This is a genomic window from Bartonella birtlesii IBS 325 (assembly GCF_000273375.1).
Taxonomy (GTDB): Bacteria; Pseudomonadota; Alphaproteobacteria; order Rhizobiales; family Rhizobiaceae; genus Bartonella; species Bartonella birtlesii.
Genome location: NZ_CM001557.1, coordinates 587,116 through 603,687, shown reverse-complemented (window position 1 = coordinate 603,687; position 16,572 = coordinate 587,116). Strand labels below are relative to the sequence as shown.

At 38.8% G+C, this 16,572-nt stretch carries 12 protein-coding genes and 1 pseudogene; 8 read left to right on the top strand and 5 right to left on the bottom strand.

Annotated elements, in window-relative coordinates; all coding sequences use genetic code 11:
* The first annotated feature begins 5 nt into the window (after positions 1 to 5).
* On the top strand, positions 6 to 230 hold the full coding sequence (locus QWU_RS10285) for a heme exporter protein CcmD (protein ID WP_006590064.1): 225 nt from the start codon (positions 6 to 8) through the stop codon (positions 228 to 230).
* 1 nt (position 231) lies between these two features.
* Positions 232 to 880: pseudogene (locus QWU_RS08975) on the top strand (DsbE family thiol:disulfide interchange protein).
* Between the two features lie 484 nt (positions 881 to 1,364).
* Here QWU_RS08975 and QWU_RS03040 read toward each other — a convergent pair.
* A complete protein-coding gene (locus QWU_RS03040) occupies positions 1,365 to 1,892 on the bottom strand; it encodes a GcrA family cell cycle regulator (RefSeq protein WP_006590062.1) in 528 nt (175 codons plus the stop codon).
* 439 nt (positions 1,893 to 2,331) lie between these two features.
* Between QWU_RS03040 and QWU_RS03035 the strand changes: the two genes are divergently transcribed.
* Genes QWU_RS03035 through QWU_RS03025 form a run of 3 tightly spaced genes read left to right on the top strand, consistent with a single transcriptional unit; the run spans position 2,332 to position 5,522 of the window.
* Positions 2,332 to 3,540 carry an aspartate aminotransferase family protein gene (locus QWU_RS03035; RefSeq protein ID WP_017196164.1) on the top strand — a complete coding sequence of 403 codons (1,209 nt, stop codon included), beginning with the start codon at positions 2,332 to 2,334 and terminating at the stop codon, positions 3,538 to 3,540.
* 2 nt (positions 3,541 to 3,542) lie between these two features.
* Entirely contained in the window at positions 3,543 to 4,478 is a 936-nt protein-coding gene (gene argF, locus QWU_RS03030) for an ornithine carbamoyltransferase (protein ID WP_006590060.1), read from the top strand.
* Between the two features lie 33 nt (positions 4,479 to 4,511).
* The gene (locus QWU_RS03025; RefSeq protein WP_006590059.1) at positions 4,512 to 5,522 is read left to right on the top strand and encodes an Hsp33 family molecular chaperone; all 1,011 of its coding nucleotides are present in this window, start codon (positions 4,512 to 4,514) and stop codon (positions 5,520 to 5,522) included.
* 351 nt (positions 5,523 to 5,873) lie between these two features.
* Here the strand turns inward: QWU_RS03025 and QWU_RS03020 are convergent, their stop codons facing one another.
* Both QWU_RS03020 and QWU_RS03015 read right to left on the bottom strand, forming a co-directional pair.
* Positions 5,874 to 6,458 carry a Smr/MutS family protein gene (locus QWU_RS03020; RefSeq protein WP_026017280.1) on the bottom strand — a complete coding sequence of 195 codons (585 nt, stop codon included), beginning with the start codon at positions 6,456 to 6,458 and terminating at the stop codon, positions 5,874 to 5,876.
* A gap of 58 nt (positions 6,459 to 6,516) precedes the next feature.
* On the bottom strand, positions 6,517 to 7,209 hold the full coding sequence (locus tag QWU_RS03015; protein ID WP_006590057.1) for a Tim44/TimA family putative adaptor protein: 693 nt from the start codon (positions 7,207 to 7,209) through the stop codon (positions 6,517 to 6,519).
* 216 nt (positions 7,210 to 7,425) lie between these two features.
* On the opposite strand from QWU_RS03015, the gene QWU_RS03010 reads away from it, so the two are divergent.
* Positions 7,426 to 7,932, top strand: coding sequence for an FxsA family protein (locus QWU_RS03010; protein ID WP_006590056.1), 507 nt, complete (start codon positions 7,426 to 7,428; stop codon positions 7,930 to 7,932).
* Positions 7,933 to 8,085: 153 nt separating this feature from the next.
* Entirely contained in the window at positions 8,086 to 8,568 is a 483-nt protein-coding gene (gene secB / locus QWU_RS03005; protein WP_006590055.1) for a protein-export chaperone SecB, read from the top strand.
* Positions 8,569 to 8,622: 54 nt separating this feature from the next.
* Here the strand turns inward: secB and QWU_RS03000 are convergent, their stop codons facing one another.
* Positions 8,623 to 10,920, bottom strand: coding sequence for an NADP-dependent malic enzyme (locus QWU_RS03000; protein WP_006590054.1), 2,298 nt, complete (start codon positions 10,918 to 10,920; stop codon positions 8,623 to 8,625).
* A 207-nt stretch (positions 10,921 to 11,127) separates the two neighbouring features.
* Here QWU_RS03000 and mutS point away from each other — a divergent pair, with 207 nt between their 5' ends.
* Entirely contained in the window at positions 11,128 to 13,872 is a 2,745-nt protein-coding gene (mutS, locus tag QWU_RS02995; protein WP_026017279.1) for a DNA mismatch repair protein MutS, read from the top strand.
* A gap of 300 nt (positions 13,873 to 14,172) precedes the next feature.
* On the opposite strand, the gene ilvD is transcribed toward mutS, so the two are convergent.
* A complete protein-coding gene (gene ilvD, locus QWU_RS02990; protein WP_017196161.1) occupies positions 14,173 to 16,011 on the bottom strand; it encodes a dihydroxy-acid dehydratase in 1,839 nt (612 codons plus the stop codon).
* Between the last annotated feature and the right edge of the window lie 561 nt (positions 16,012 to 16,572).

The window sequence follows — 16,572 nt, the reverse complement described above, 5'->3', positions numbered from 1 at the left end:
TCATCATGCTCGAGCACAATAGCATTTACAGCGGATTTTTAGGAAATCTCTCTCAGCAAATTGATTGGCTCCTTGGTATTCTTCACCACGAGCAAATTGTTGTTTTGAGCTATATACTTTCCGCAATCGTTCTTTTATGTCTTATTGGACACACTCTTTGCAAAGCTCTATATCAAAAAAAGATCCTACAACAGTTGAACAAAAAAGAGCTGTTTCGGGAAGAAAAATAGAATGAAAAACACTCCTCAAAAATTTAAAAAAAACATCTTTATATACCGTACTTTGTCTTTCTGGACCATTTGTGTTTTTTCTTCTTCTCACGCTGCTTTTCTTTCACTTTACGATGAACAAACACTCCAATGATATTTTCCTGCTGCAAAACACATTCGCTGAAAAACCTGCCCCCCAAATAAATCTTCCTCTTCTTGGTAATGAACATCATCTCCTCCATTCAGAACAATTTAAAGGGCGTGTCACACTAATTAATTTTTGGGGATCCTGGTGCTTATCTTGTCGCAAAGAACATTCATTTTTGATGAAAATTGCACAAGATAAACGTTTTGATCTTATTGGCATTAATTATAAAGATAACAAAGAAAATGCTCAACGCTTTTTGAACAATTTCGGTAACCCTTTTAAAATTATTGGCTTTGATGCTTCAGGGCATACAGCCATTAACTGGGGCGTATATGGACCACCAGAAACATTTCTTTTGAATAAAAAAGGCATTATTATTGCCAAACATACTGGCCCTTTAACATGGCAAATTTATCAGAAAAAAATCCTGCCAAAAATCGAACAAGCTATTATGACAGAAAAAACATCAAACTACAATGCATTCATTCGTAAAAACAATTCATCATTTTCCCACATTGAATGAAAACACAGTGAAATTTTCTCACTTCAAAGCGTCTTATGATGAAGCCCCCAAAATGACTACTTGCATGTCACAACAAAAAGCAATGTGTAGTTAAAAATCATTTGAGGAAAAAATTAATATATCTCTTATTAATACAAAAGCAAGCACAACATCGAAAGCTAATAAATAGTAGATGATACTAGTCTATACCTTTATAAGCGTAGAAATGTTAGTACTCACGGATCTTGCATTATCCCATTCTTACAACCGATGAGATTGAAAGCAAGGAGAAAGATCTCTTTAAAACAAACGCGTAAATAAATGGACAACAGTTTGCACCTTTACAGCACATAATCACCAACAATACTGGAATAAGCATCTTTGCAGAAAGAGTTTCTTACATTCATTAAACCCCTCATCTTTGCAAATTTCTCTCTCTCGTAGAAAATTATGTATTTAATGGTAAAGCAGAATAGAAGGCAATATGAGATTACATTGCAAACATTTATACTCTTATCCGCCGTCTTTCAGATATTGGTTGAAACGCTATTTTAGCATGAAAAGCACAATAAGGACTATTTTCATCGGAATCAGCACCACAAAAATGAAAATCTGATGATAAAGGATCTCCAACAGGCCATCTACATGTATTCTCATTCAACTGCAAAAGATTGAGATGGCGTGATATAGGCACAACGACACTTTGCTTCTCAGGTGTACTGGACTCTTTTATATCTTCGGCTACAAATTCCATCTTTAAAGCCGTTACTCCAACACTGCAAGACGTAGTATTCGTTGGCAATACCGTCGATGGTGTGCGACGCGTGCGCGTAGATGATGGGCTAGTAGGTGTCTTTTGTGCACGCGCCCCTCCTTGTGCTGTTTTGCCACGCCCTGGTAACTTTAACCGATGTACTTTACCGATTACTGCATTCCTACTGACTCCCCCTAATTGAGCTGCAATCTGACTTGCACTTAGCCCCTCATTCCAGAACTTCTTAAGAAGTTCAACGCGTTCATCTGTCCAACCCATATCAGCACTCCATTCTTATCACCTCATTAAGACGCCCCCTTTGCATCTCCAAAGGTTTAAATAATTTTTCCAATAAGCCGAATGAAAAATTTTACCCCCTACCCCAAGCACAAAAATTTCACTCAACCTATGGAATTAAAAAATCTAAACACAACGTTGCTTGCTGATTTAAACTACAATATGCACCAACTCCCTGACAAGAGCCTTTCCCTCTTGAAGAGCTTATTTAGAATGTTTTCCCCAACTTGAAAATCAAGTATAAACCAAACTATCGTATTTGCTTAAAATCTTTTTTATAAATGCTTATTGTAGAACCTTTATTAACTTTTTACCACTCAGTGTAATTATCATGACACTGTAGCTAAAGACAGAGCATTACTTTATCTGCAGCAGTGTTTTGTTTATTGTATGGCGAAGTTTAAACATAAAGGAAATAATGATGCATACTACTGCTATACAACCGCTTTATAAGTGTTTTGCGCGACGTAATTTGCGTTTTAAACAAGGTAGTGGTGTCTGGCTTATTTCTGATAAAGGAGAGCGTTATCTTGATTTAACATCTGGTATTGCTGTGAATGCATTAGGATATGCACATCCAAAATTGGTTGATACTCTCAAAAAACAAACTGAAAAACTTTGGCATATTTCCAATCTTTTTCAATCACCCGAACAAGAGGCTTTTGCAAAACGACTTTGTGAAAATAGCTTCGCTGATAAAGTTTTCTTCTGTAATTCTGGGGCTGAAGCATTAGAATGCGCGTTCAAAACTGCTCGCCACTATCATTATGCATCTGGTCATCCAACGCGTGTTGAAATTATTACTTTTGAAGGCGCATTTCATGGACGCACACTTGCAACACTTGCCGCTACTGGGCATGAAAAATATCTTGAAGGTTTTGGACCCAAAGCTGGTGGATTTATTCAAGCTCCTTTTTGTAATGAAAGAGCTGTACGAAATGCACTCAATAAAAATACTGCTGCCATCCTTATTGAGCCCATTCAAGGTGAAGGAGGAATCCGAACAGTTTCTCATGATTATTTAAGATTTTTGCGCAAAATATGCGATGATCATAACTTGCTCTTAATTTTAGATGAAGTCCAAACCGGAATTGGACGAACAGGAAAGCTTTTTGCTTATGAATGGAGTGATATCACACCTGATATTCTTACCCTTGCAAAAGGACTAGGTGGCGGATTTCCGTTGGGAGCTTGTCTTGCAACAGATAAAGCTGCAAAAAGTATGACACCAGGAACACATGGCTCGACATTTGGCGGTAATCTTCTTGGGATGGCTGTAGGCAATAGTGTTCTTGATATCATATTAGAACCAGGCTTTCTCCACCATGTTCAACATATGGGGAATAAGCTAAAAAGTGGACTTTCGAGCATTCTCAATGCCTATCCTGATATTATCTGTGCAATTCAGGGTGTGGGCCTTATGGTAGGCATTCAGTGTGTCGTTCCCTCAGATGTTGTCGTCAGTGCTCTAGAAAATGAATATGTTCTAAGCGTTAGTGCTAACAACAATGTGGTGCGCTTATTGCCTCCTCTTATTATCAAGGAAGAAGAAATAGATGAAAGTTTGCATCGTATCGAAAAAGCAATTGCTTATCTTTCGCAAACAAATAAAAAAAGGCAAGTATTATAAACATGACAAATGTTCTTCGCCACTTTACCGACTTATCTGTTTTAACCCCACCGATAGCACGCGCACTTATCGATTATGCTAAAACCCTCAAAGCATCTTTCAAAACAGAGAAAAGTTCAAAACCTTTCGTTGGCAAAACACTCGCGATGATTTTTGAAAAACCATCTACACGAACCCGTGTTTCATTTGATATCAGCATGCGTCAGCTTGGTGGACACACGATCATGTTAACAGGTTCAGAAATGCAGCTCGGTTATAGCGAAACTATCGCCGATACAGCGCGTGTATTATCACGTTTTGTGGATATCATCATAATACGCACAACTGCACATCATCGGATGCTCGAATTGGCACAATATGCCCAGGTTCCTATTATTAATGCCCTCACAGATGATACACATCCTTGCCAAATTCTAGCGGATGTCCTAACCTATGAAGAACATCGTGGACCAATCGCTGGCAAAATATTTGCTTGGATGGGAGATGGTAATAATGTTCTCCATTCTTTGATCGAAGCGACAGCTCTCTTTAATTTTCATTTACGCCTTGCTACACCAAAAGGCAATGAACCACAAGAAAAGTACGTTAACTGGGCATGTGAGCGCGGAGCTAATATTGTGCTCACAAACAATCCTCAAGAGGCAGCTAAAGATGCCGATTGCATCATAACCGACACATGGTTTTCCATGGGGCAAGAATTTCGCGCCCGTAGTCATTCTATTTTCCAGCCTTACCAAGTTAATGAGGATTTAATGAAATTAGCTAAACCCGATGCTCTTTTCATGCATTGTCTGCCTGCTCATCGTGGTGAAGAAGTCGTAGATTCCGTGATCGATGGACCGCAATCTGTTGTTTTCGACGAAGCTGAAAATCGTCTTCATGTTCAAAAAGCAATTCTTTCTTGGTGTTTACAAGATGCGTTTTTCTCTCCACAATAGCCTGCCAAAATAAATCATATAAAAGGCAAAGATATGAGTGAAGAAAGCAAACAAACTAAAAATGAAGACTCTCTCAATAATATCTGCTGGGGTGCAGATGATACCGTTATTCCCTTTCAAGTCGAAGAACTTGATATCCGTGGACGCGCCGTACAACTTGGAGAAACTTTAAACTCTATTCTCACAAGACACCAATATCCTGAACCAGTTTCTTACCTTCTAGCAGAGGCTTTAGTTTTAACTGTTCTGCTTGGAACCTCCCTAAAACTTAAGGGAAAATTTATTTTACAAACCCATTCTAATGGGCCAGTTAATATGTTAGTGTGCGATTTCTCCCCTCCTTCCAGTCTACGCGGTTATGCTCGTTTTGATAAAGAACTGCTTAAACAAGCGATCGCTAACAATCAAACGTCTTCGGAAGCTTTGCTGGGAAAAGGCACTCTAGCCTTTACCATTAACCAAGGTCCCCATACGCAACCCTATCAGGGGATAGTTGCATTAGAGGGAGAAAATTTACAAGAAGCTTCCCGTACTTATTTTGATCAATCAGAGCAAATTCCTACCGATATTTGTTTGGCAGTCGCTATATTAATTAACCGAAATCAACAAGGAAAAACACAAAAACACTGGCGTGCAGGCGGACTTTTGACGCAATTCTTGCCCAAAGCATCCTCTCATCATGAAATATATGACCCCAATCAAAAACAGGAAAAAACGAAAATCCCCGCACAATTTGAAGACCAATGGCAAGAAGCTAAAGCACTGATGGCAACTATTGAGAGTGCAGAATTGACAGATCCCCAAGTTGGCAATAAGCGGTTATTATTTCGTCTTTTCCATGAATACAGTGTTAGAGTTTTTAATCCTTTTTCTCTTGTTGATCAATGCTCTTGTTCGCGTGAAAAAATCAAAGGAATACTGGAAACCTTTCCCAGTGATGAACGGAATGAAATGGTTAAAAATAAATATATTTCTGTTACATGCGAATTTTGCTCAACAACTTATCGTTTTGAACTACAAGAATTTTCTGAAGAAAAAACATAACAAAGATTTATAACAAACAAGAAGAAACTTATTTTATAATTAAAAACACTTTAATTACACAACTAATCCTTAGGGATAACGAAAGAAAATCTTTAAAATATTTTGTATTTCTTGCTCTCTGAGAGCTAACCGCTTTTTTAGTGCTTACACAGTCATAAAATTTTTCAAAGTAGTACACAACCTCTATGCTTCTGGCAAAAAAACTTCAAAATATGCTTCGTTTTTTGAATCTTTTTTCATTTAATTAGTATATCGATTTTAATCATAAATTATATTTTTTAGTTTCAATCAACGCATTGCGTATAAATAATATTTTCCTTTTTTAATCTTCTTATAAACAATCAAAAATACTTACTTTCTTGAAGCGAAACGGCGCAGCCAAATATAAAGCGCACCATCTCCTCCATGCTGGCGAGCTGCTTGTTCAAATGCATGAACATAGTACCGGAAAGTTGGTGTTGATAACCAACGAGGAACAAACTTATACAGAGCACCATCACTTCCAGGTGAACGGCCTTTTCCTGTGATCACAAGTACATAACGCAATCCATTCTGCTGAGATGTTTGTAAAAATTCTTTTAAGAAAAAATAAGCTTCTTCCTGCATACAACCATGAAGATCAAGACGCGCCTCTATAGGATAATGACCTTTGGCAATTTTACGATGCGCAACGCGATCAAAAAAATGGATTTTATGTGCTTGTGCACTTGCTTTCTTTTCTGTTTTTACGACTGTTTGTTTCTGTTGATTTTCTTGAGACAATAGAAAGATTGGAATTACATGCTGTTTTTTATTGTCAATATTCTCAGCATCTTTTGTAAGCGAAGAATGGAGCTTATCATGAAGGGGGGTTACTGTACGACAAACCCTCTCCCATAAAAGACGATCACGTGAAGTTAAGCTTCCACTTTTTTGTCTCCATTCACCCATGGACATTTCAATCTTCAATTTTTTATAAAACTTGCTTTATATAATCTTATGGAAAAAAGAGAGCTTAATTTTCATCTTCTGTTGCAAAAAGTTTCCAGTTTGGATCCGAAGATAAGCTATTGCGAACAAAGGTCCAAACATCTCTAACTTCTACAATAACATCAGGATCACCGTCTATGCGCTCTCCCTGCTCGTTATAGGTTACAGAAATCATTTCACTGATAATCCGCACAGTTATAAATTCATCCTTGTCTTGTACTGCTGCTGAAACAAACTCTATCTTATTAATTCCAACAAAAGTAAACTGAATTCTTTCATTATTGTTTTCGCGTTCCTCAATGGCAGCACAAAAGCTTTCAAAAACATCTTGAGAAAGCAATTTTTTAAGTTTATCACGATCACCTCTAGCAAAAGCCGTTACAATGATTTCATAAGCAGCCCGTGCACCTTTTATAAAAAATTGAGGAGAAAAATGAGAATCAATCTTGCAAAGCGCCCGTAAACCTTCATTGAGCACACTTCCTGCTGGTGAAATTGCATCTATTTCGCTAAAATTGCTTTTTTGCGAATTACCCTGATGAGGGAACGAAACGATATCTTCTGCTGTTTCTGTCTCAGCTTGCTTTTTATAACAACGTGAATAAGGATCAAAGGGAGGCTTCTCAAAGCCAATCCGTTTTCCTAATACATTACGGAGTTGCACAAAAACGATAACCATAATAACGAGAGCTATGATAAGTATAACGTCAAATTCCATGGGTGCTGTTAATCTCCAAACCTAAGATGATCTGTAATAAACATTGCAGTCAATATCATTTATTAATAAATATGTAAAATGAGGAATCTACTATTTAAATGTTTTTATAGCTTCTCTGTGTTTTTATAATTTTTCTTCATATATGTTTACCTATATGCTTTTAAAAATGACTCTTAATAATCTTTCACCTTAAACTCTTCAGAAGGGAATTTTCATGTGATAAAGTCTTACCCTATAAATTCTCGCTTTTTTATCATTATCCTTCTTACCGTTCTTTTGATTGAAATCGCTGGTTTTATCTTTGTTGGTAAAGAAATTGGAATTCTAGCAACGTTGAGTTTGGTGATTCTTACAACAATAGCTGGGAGTGTTTTGTTGCGAATTCAAGGGGTTAACCTTTTAAAAAATATACAACGTGAAATTATTCAAGGTCGTAGATTAGAAAACAATCTTATGAATGATGCTTTCATCATGGGTGGCGCGATTTTGCTTATTTTGCCAGGATTTGTAAGCGATATTTTGGGAATATTACTTCTTATTAAGCCAATTCGCTCTCTTATCTGGCATTTCTTCTCATCATTTAGAAATAAAATCGGTCCTCATACTAAAAATAAAACCAATGATCAAAAAGACTCTGAAAAAACAATTGATCTTAAAGCAGAAGACTACAAAGTTTATGATGTTACAGAATCTCCATGGCGTAAAAATGATGATAATCACTGAAATATTGAAATACTGAAATTCTGTAACGAACTTAAAAAATAAGCAAGATTAAGAGGAGCATTTCTTGCAACCTTTTGCAAGGCATGATAACCAACTAGATCTATAGATTTAAAATAGAAATATACAATTAATAATAGTGAGAAGGTTTGTACTATGGCCGAAGGTGAAATGAATAACAGTGGTGGAGAGCCAGTTTTTGCTGTATTATCTCAATATTTAAAAGATTTTTCATTCGAGAACCCTAATGCTCCTCGTTCACTACGTCCACGTGAAAAGGCACCTCAAATCGACATCAACATTAATGTTAATGCTAATCCAATTGGTGATGACAATTATGACGTCGTTTTGTCCCTCTCCGTCAAAGCCAATAATGACGCCGAAACGCTATTTCATGTAGAACTGATTTATGGTGGTGTTTTCCATATTAAAAACATTCCACAAGAACATGTTATGCCTCTTGTTTTTATTGAATGTCCTCGCCTTTTGTTTCCATTTGCGCGGCAAATCATCTCTGATGCTACCCAAAATGGTGGTTTTCCGCCTTTATGGCTTGACCCTATTGATTTTGCAGCATTGTTTCAAAAACGTCTTGCTGAAGAGCAAAACGACAATCAACGCCAAACACAACCATCTTAAAAATTTGTTTTTTATTATTAATAAAGGCCCTAAAATATCAAAGGCCTTTATTTTTTACAACTTTTTGGCATGGTAAGCTGCAAGCATTGCAATATTAACAATATCGGTGTCGTTTCCACTAAATGGAACAATTTGAACAGATTTCTCCAATCCAATTAGAATAGGTCCAATAATGGTTGCATCACCAAGCTCTTGCAACATTTTACTTGCGATAGAAGAAGCATGATATCCAGGCATTACTAAAATATTCGCTGGTTCCGTCAAGCCCATAAAGGGATATTGCTGCATTAATTTCAAATTAAGTGCCACATCAGCACTCATTTCTCCATCAAATTCAAAATCAACTTTGCGTTCATGCAACATGTTAACAGCATCCTGAATTTGCTGGGTAACTTGTCCTTTTGTATAACCAAAAGTAGAAAACGCTACAAATGCTACCCTTGGTTGATAGCCAAACCCATGAACAAAAGAGGCTGTTTGTTCCGCTATATCAGCAAGTTCTTCGGCATTAGGATCTTCGTAAACAGCAGTATCCGCAATAAATACAGTTCGCCCACGGTAAATGGCCATTGAAATACCAATCAACCGTTCTTTTGGTTTTTCATCAATTACTCGGCGTATATCAATTAACGCTGTTTCATAATTGCGTGTTACCCCTGTAACCATCGCATCAGCATCCCCTAGTGCTACCATACAAGCAGCAAAATAATTGCGATCATTATTGATACGACGGTGACAATCGCGCAACAGCCAACCTTGGCGTTGCATCTTTTTATAAAGATAATTTGCATAAGCATCCGTGCGACAAGAGAGCTTAGCATTCATGATAGAAATACCTTCACGTTCAAGATCAATACCAGCAATAGCAGCAGTTTCTCTCACTTGTTCTTCACGACCAATCAAAACCGCTTGTCCTAGTTTTTGATGAACATAAGAAACAGCTGCCCGCATTACCTGCTCTTCTTCACCTTCTGCAAAGACAATTTGTTTCGGCGCTTGACGAACATGATTATAAACTCCACGCATCATAGAAGAAATGGGATCACGTCTTGCCCTCAAATCACGTTCATAAGCCTCTAAATCATCAATATGTTTTTGCGCAACACGGCTTTCCATTGCCGCTTTTGCCACCGCCATTGAAACAACCGTGAACAAACGCGGATCAAAAGGAACGGGGATGATATAATTTGGACCAAATTTTAACCGCTTCCCACGATAAGCTTCCGCAACACTGTCAGGCACTTCTTCATGAGCCAGGCCTGCAAGAGCCCTTGCTGCAGCAATCTTCATATCTTCATTGATGACCGTCGCACGTACATCAAGCGCACCACGAAATATATAAGGAAAACAAAGAACATTATTAATCTGGTTTGGATAATCTGAACGGCCTGTTGCTACAATGGCATCATCGCGCACTTGCATAACTTCTTCTGGCGTAATTTCTGGATCAGGATTGGCCATAGCAAAAATGATCGGTTGTGGTGCCATCGATTTTACCATTTCAGGAGTAATGGCACCTTTAGCAGAAACCCCGAAAAACATGTCAGCGCCTTCCATTGCCTCAGCAAGCGTACGCTTATCTGTTCGAATGGCATGAGCAGATTTCCACTGATTCATTCCCTCTTCACGTCCTTCATAGACAACACCCTTCGTATCACATAAAATAATATTCTCAGGTCGAAATCCCATCGCCTTAATCAGTTCAATACAAGCAATCCCAGCAGAACCAGCGCCATTACAGACTAACCGAGTATTTTGCATATCGCGCCCCGTTAAAGATAAGGCATTGAGCACACCGGCAGCCACAATAATCGCTGTACCGTGTTGATCATCATGAAAAACAGGGATATTCATAATCTCGCGTAAGCGACTTTCAATCATAAAACACTCTGGTGCTTTAATGTCTTCAAGATTGATACCACCAAAAGAGGGCTCCAAATGACGTACTAAATTGATAAAGCTCTCTGGATCATTGGTATCAACTTCCAGATCAATAGAATCAATATCTGCAAAGCGTTTAAAAAGTACTGCTTTGCCTTCCATCACCGGCTTAGATGCAAGCGCCCCTAAATTGCCTAAACCCAAGATAGCTGTTCCATTTGAGATAACAGCAACAAGATTGCCCTTTGCCGTATAGTCATAAGCTAACGCTGGATTTTGCGCAATTGCCTTAACCGGAACAGCAACACCTGGCGAATAAGCAAGTGCTAAATCATGCTGCGTTGCCATAGACTTTGTTGCAACAATTTCAAGCTTTCCAGGCCGACCACGACTATGAAAATCAAGGGCTTCTCGCTCACTGGCGCTATAAACCTTTTGAGGTATTTTCTGTTCTTGCTCACTTTTTTTCATCTCACTTAATTTTCTCCCAAAACAGTGTAAATTCTGCTTGATAATACATGTCATTATTCGATTTTAAAATTTGATTCATATCCTAGAAATCGTTATGCTTGCTTTAACGAACCTGTTCATGCGTTCAATCCAGAAATAATGAAGATAAACATTGAAGTAAACAAAAATAGGGCGTCAAAGCCTCACTTGAAAAAACGAGCGCGTAAAATGGATAAGAAAACTAACCATAAAAACGATTTAATCCCACAACCTGCGCCTTCATCTGCTCCCCAACAAGAACGTCTCACACCTATGATGGAGCAATATATAGAAATCAAAGCAGTTAATAGCGATTCCCTGCTCTTTTACAGGATGGGTGATTTTTATGAATTATTTTTTAATGATGCAGTTGAAGCGGCTCAAGCTTTAGGAATCACACTCACAACACGTGGCAAACACTTGGGTGAAGATATTCCTATGTGCGGTGTTCCCGTTCACGCTGCAGATGATTACTTGCAAAAATTGATCGCCTGCGGTTATCGTGTTGCTGTTTGTGAACAAACAGAAGATCCCGCAGAGGCAAAAAAACGTGGTTCAAAATCGGTTGTTCAACGCGATGTTGTACGCCTTGTCACCCCTGGAACCATAACAGAAGAAAAACTTCTTGATCCAACGCGTGCAAATTATCTGATGACACTTTCCCGCATTAAGACTAGCGACGGAGAAGATTTTGCTCTTTCTTGGATTGATATTTCAACAGGCATATTTCGTGTAACAGAAAGCCGCCATGAAAAACTTTTGGCAGACATTATGCGTGTGGATCCACAAGAAATCATTGTCGCAGACTCTTTTTTTTATGATAAATCCCACAAGCCGCTTTTTAATGTTCTCGATCGCGTTGTTTCACCTCAACCCGCTAGTCTCTTTGATCCAATCACCGCTGAACGTGATATTTGCAATTATTTTAAACTCTCAACCCTTGAAGGTGTTGCCAATTATTCACGCACCGAACTCTCCGCTATTGCCGCTGCCATTCGTTATATCGAAAAAACGCAAATCACGCATCGCCCTCCTCTTATGCGCCCTGAACGCCAAAATGAAAGCGCTACGCTTTTCATTGATGCAGCAACCAGACTGAGCCTTGAGCTTGTTCGGACCACATCAGGACAACGCGATGGAAGCTTACTAAAAGCTATTGATCGTACCGTAACAGGAGGTGGATCACGCCTTCTTGTTGATCGTCTCATCGCACCCCTCACTACACCTTCAGCTATTGATCATCGTCTCGATTCGATTGCCTTTTTTCTACGCAATACATCCCTTGCAGAAGCTATAAAGCTCATTTTAAAAGGGGGGCCAGATATGCCACGCGCAGTTTCTCGGTTAGCTCTTGGACGGGGGGGGCCCCGTGATATGGCCGCAATCCAACGCGGCTTTGAAATCATTCGCGAACTTCATCAGCTTCTTAACGATGCGTTACTTCCTCAAGAAATAAGTGATGTACAGCAGATTTTCTCACACTTACCTACTACTTTGCACTTTCATTTAGAACAAGCACTAGCCGATGATCTCCCATTGCTTAAACGTGATGGTGGTTTTATTCGTCCTCAGTATCATAAAGAACTGGATGAAATGCGTGCTCTACGTGATGAATCTCGTCGTGTCATTGCTGAACTTCAAGCACAATATGCCCAAGAAACAGATATTAAAACGCTTAAAATCAAACATAATAATATTCTAGGCTACTTCATTGAAGTAACTAGTTTGCAAGCACCCGCACTTACAAATAGTTCACAAGCAAAAGCTCGTTTTATCCATCGGCAAACGATGGCAAATGCTATGCGTTTTACCACAACAGAACTCGCTGACCTCGAAAGTCGTATTTCTCATGCCGCAAACCACGCATTGACACTTGAATTGGAAATCTTTGATACTCTTGTCAATGAAATTATTGAACAGGTTGATTTCATCCGTAAAGCTGCTGAAGCTCTTGCGATTTTGGATGTATCCGTGGCGTTAGCGCATCTCGCTGAAGAACAAGGATATTGTCGTCCTATAATTGATCATTCACTTACCTTTCGTATTACCGCAGGACGCCATCCTGTCGTAGAGCAAGCACTACGAAAGCAAGCAGCAGAACCTTTTGTTGCCAACAATTGTGATCTCTCTGCACAGGAAAATCATCAATATGCAGCAATTTGGCTTTTGACAGGTCCTAATATGGGAGGAAAATCAACATTTTTACGGCAAAATGCTCTTATCGCTATTATGGCGCAAATGGGTTCCTTTGTCCCTGCAACTTCAGCCCATATTGGCGTTGTTGACCGCTTGTTTAGTCGTGTTGGTGCTTCTGATGATCTTGCACGGGGGCGCTCAACTTTTATGATGGAAATGGTTGAAACAGCAACGATTCTTAATCATGCGAGTCATCATTCCCTTGTTATTCTTGATGAAATCGGACGAGGTACATCAACTTTTGATGGCCTTTCCATTGCTTGGGCAGCTGTTGAATATCTTCATGAAGTTAACCACTGTCGTGCTATTCTCGCCACACATTTTCATGAAATGACAGCACTCACCCAAAAACTTAATCGTCTTCATAACGTAACCATGAAAGTCAAAAATTGGGATGGTGATGTGGTTTTTCTTCACGAAGTTGCGCCAGGAGCTGCTGATCGATCCTACGGCGTACAAGTTGCAAAACTTGCTGGACTGCCCGCGACAGTTATTACCCGTGCTACAGATGTTCTGCACCAACTAGAACAAGGCGAAATGGCTGGAAAAGGACATAAATTAATTGATGATCTACCGCTGTTTTCCCTTAAAATAGCATCTCCCATAAATGAAGAAACACACAAACATTGCATACTTCATGAAGCTTTAGAGAATATTCATCCCGATGAACTTTCCCCTAAGCAAGCTTTAGAAGCACTTTATCGCCTTAAACAACTTGAAAAAAATATCTCCCTATAGGCTAATTAAACAAAGTGTCTCTTCATGGTTATTCTTCACGCGTAGCAACCATGCACGCTATTATCATTTCTTTTTATACCAAATGCATCTTGATAAACATAATGCATAGAGAGTAAAAGCCTATACATAATATTTCTTAAGATGAATTCTTTATTCTCATATGAAAAAAATGAAAACTACAGAAACCCTAAAATTATACTCGCAATGATTCAAAATATCCTGTTAAGAACATTGAAAAACCCGCTTGAAGTGCAAAAATCTCTAGAAAACCTGTCTTTCATAAGATGAACCTTCATCTCATTAAACATTACGAACAGCTCCCTTAGCAGCAGAGGTTGTCATAGCTGCATATACCTTGAGAGCCTTTGAAATTTTACGCTTACGCTCCTCAACCGGTTGCCAAGCTGCTTTTTCTTTTGCTTCCATTTTGCCATGACGATGCATCATCTCAATGTCATCGACTATCATATGAATGGTACGATTAGGAATATCTATTTCTATAATATCTCCCTCTTCTACCAAAGCAATTGCTCCTCCTTCAGCAGCTTCTGGTGAAACATGCCCTATCGAGAGCCCTGAAGTTCCTCCTGAAAAACGACCATCCGTTATAAGCGCACAAACTTTTCCTAATCCTTTAGATTTGAGATAGCTCGTGGGATAGAGCATTTCTTGCATTCCAGGCCCACCACGTGGACCTTCATAACGGATTACAACAATATCACCTGATTTAATTTTATTATTCAAAATCGCTGAAACAGCTGAATCTTGACTTTCAAAAATTCTTGCTGGTCCTTTAAAAGTTAAAATTGATTGATCAACACCTGCTGTTTTCACAATACAGCCATCTTTTGCAAGATTTCCATAAAGAACTGCCAATCCTCCATCTTGCGAATATGCATGTCCGTTATCGCGAATCACACCTTTTTCACGATCAAGATCTAGAGTCTCATAGCGACAAGATTGACTAAAAGCTGTCTGTGTTGGAATACCTCCCGGGGCGGCACGATAAAATTCATGGATTATTGGTTCATGGGTTTGTTTCACATCCCAATGACTAAGAGCTTCTTTCATCGTTTTTGCGTGCACCGTATAAGCGGATGTATCAATAAGCCCAGCCGCATCTAATTCTCCTAAAAGTCCCATAATACCACCAGCGCGGTGTACATCTTCCATATGGACATTCGCTACAGAAGGTGCAACCTTGCATAAAACAGGAACACGACGCGAAAGACGATCAATATCCGTCATAGTAAAGTCCACCGCACCTTCTTGCGCTGCAGCTAAAATATGCAAAACAGTATTGGTTGACCCTCCCATAGCGATATCCACAGTCATTGCATTTTCAAAAGCCTTGCGCGAAGCAATAGAACGCGGCAAAACTGTTTCATCGCCTTTTTCATAATAACGCTTGGCTAATGTAACAATTTGTCGTCCAGCTTCTTCAAAAAGCATCTGACGATCTGCATGTGTTGCTAGCATCGTTCCATTGCCTGGAAGAGAAAGCCCTAATGCTTCAGTCAGACAATTCATAGAATTAGCAGTAAACATTCCTGAACAAGAACCACATGTAGGACAAGCAGCACGTTCCATTTCAGCAACTTCTTTTTCCGAATTATGCTCTGAAGCCGCCGCAATCATAGCATCAACTAAGTCAACTGTAAGATCTTGATTTTTCCATTTAATCTTACCCGCTTCCATAGGGCCACCTGAAACAAAAATTGTTGGAATATTTAGGCGTAAAGAAGCCATTAACATGCCAGGCGTAATCTTGTCACAATTGGAAATACAGACAAGTGCATCAGCACAATGGGCATTGACCATATATTCAACAGAATCAGCAATAATTTCACGGGAAGGCAAAGAATAAAGCATTCCATCATGCCCCATGGCAATTCCATCATCTACAGCAATTGTGTTAAATTCCTTCGCGACACCACCAGCAACAGCTATCTCTTGTGCCACCAGTTGCCCAAGATCTTTTAAATGGACATGCCCTGGTACAAATTGTGTAAAAGAATTCGCAATCGCAATAATGGGTTTACCAAAATCTGTCTCTTTCATCCCTGTTGCACGCCAAAGACCGCGAGCCCCCGCCATATTGCGCCCATGAGTCGATATTCTTGAACGGTAAGAAGGCATTATTTTTTTCCCCTCAAATAATTCCATTTTCTCTGTTGTGCTGCAAACTAGTCTTAAAGACAAGAACTCTCGCGTGAAAAAGAGAAAAATGCTTCTATTGAGACATTTAAATCACAAAATTAAAGCTACGCATAGGCCCGTTTGAGAGCCATTGTTCATAATACAATAAGGCCCTCCAATAATATTGTTTTTAAGAAAAATGATCTTTATCATTTGTAGAATTGCAAATAGCTATCTCTTGACTGCATAAACCTTTAAGATTGAGGCAATTTTGAAACAAGTGTTTGCCTCGTTATGGGAATAATTGGTCTATCATATAACACAACCTTCATCAGTGATAACTTTCTAACCTAGAAGCCTTTTATTTTCTATATTTTCATCACAAATGATAAACAGCTTGCGTTTTTTTATACAGCAGAATCCTATGAATACTATAAATGAACAAACATGGTGAATAATTCTGAAGAAGCGCCTTATAAAATCATTTAAAAATACAAGACAAAGTTACATTGAAGCAATTTCTATGGAAAACACCGTGCTTCTCGATCAGTGTATAAAGTA

What these genes read in the sequence shown, in the direction of transcription:
- mutS (WP_026017279.1), top strand. Translation starts at nt 11,128, where the DNA reads ATGGATAAGAAAACTAACCATAAAAACGATTTAATCCCACAACCTGCG.
- QWU_RS03040 (WP_006590062.1), bottom strand. Translation starts at nt 1,892, where the DNA reads ATGGGTTGGACAGATGAACGCGTTGAACTTCTTAAGAAGTTCTGGAAT.
- QWU_RS03000 (WP_006590054.1), bottom strand. Translation starts at nt 10,920, where the DNA reads ATGAAAAAAAGTGAGCAAGAACAGAAAATACCTCAAAAGGTTTATAGC.
- QWU_RS03035 (WP_017196164.1), top strand. Translation starts at nt 2,332, where the DNA reads ATGCATACTACTGCTATACAACCGCTTTATAAGTGTTTTGCGCGACGT.
- QWU_RS10285 (WP_006590064.1), top strand. Translation starts at nt 6, where the DNA reads ATGCTCGAGCACAATAGCATTTACAGCGGATTTTTAGGAAATCTCTCT.
- argF (WP_006590060.1), top strand. Translation starts at nt 3,543, where the DNA reads ATGACAAATGTTCTTCGCCACTTTACCGACTTATCTGTTTTAACCCCA.
- secB (WP_006590055.1), top strand. Translation starts at nt 8,086, where the DNA reads ATGGCCGAAGGTGAAATGAATAACAGTGGTGGAGAGCCAGTTTTTGCT.
- QWU_RS03015 (WP_006590057.1), bottom strand. Translation starts at nt 7,209, where the DNA reads ATGGAATTTGACGTTATACTTATCATAGCTCTCGTTATTATGGTTATC.
- QWU_RS03020 (WP_026017280.1), bottom strand. Translation starts at nt 6,458, where the DNA reads ATGTCCATGGGTGAATGGAGACAAAAAAGTGGAAGCTTAACTTCACGT.
- ilvD (WP_017196161.1), bottom strand. Translation starts at nt 16,011, where the DNA reads ATGCCTTCTTACCGTTCAAGAATATCGACTCATGGGCGCAATATGGCG.
- QWU_RS03025 (WP_006590059.1), top strand. Translation starts at nt 4,512, where the DNA reads ATGAGTGAAGAAAGCAAACAAACTAAAAATGAAGACTCTCTCAATAAT.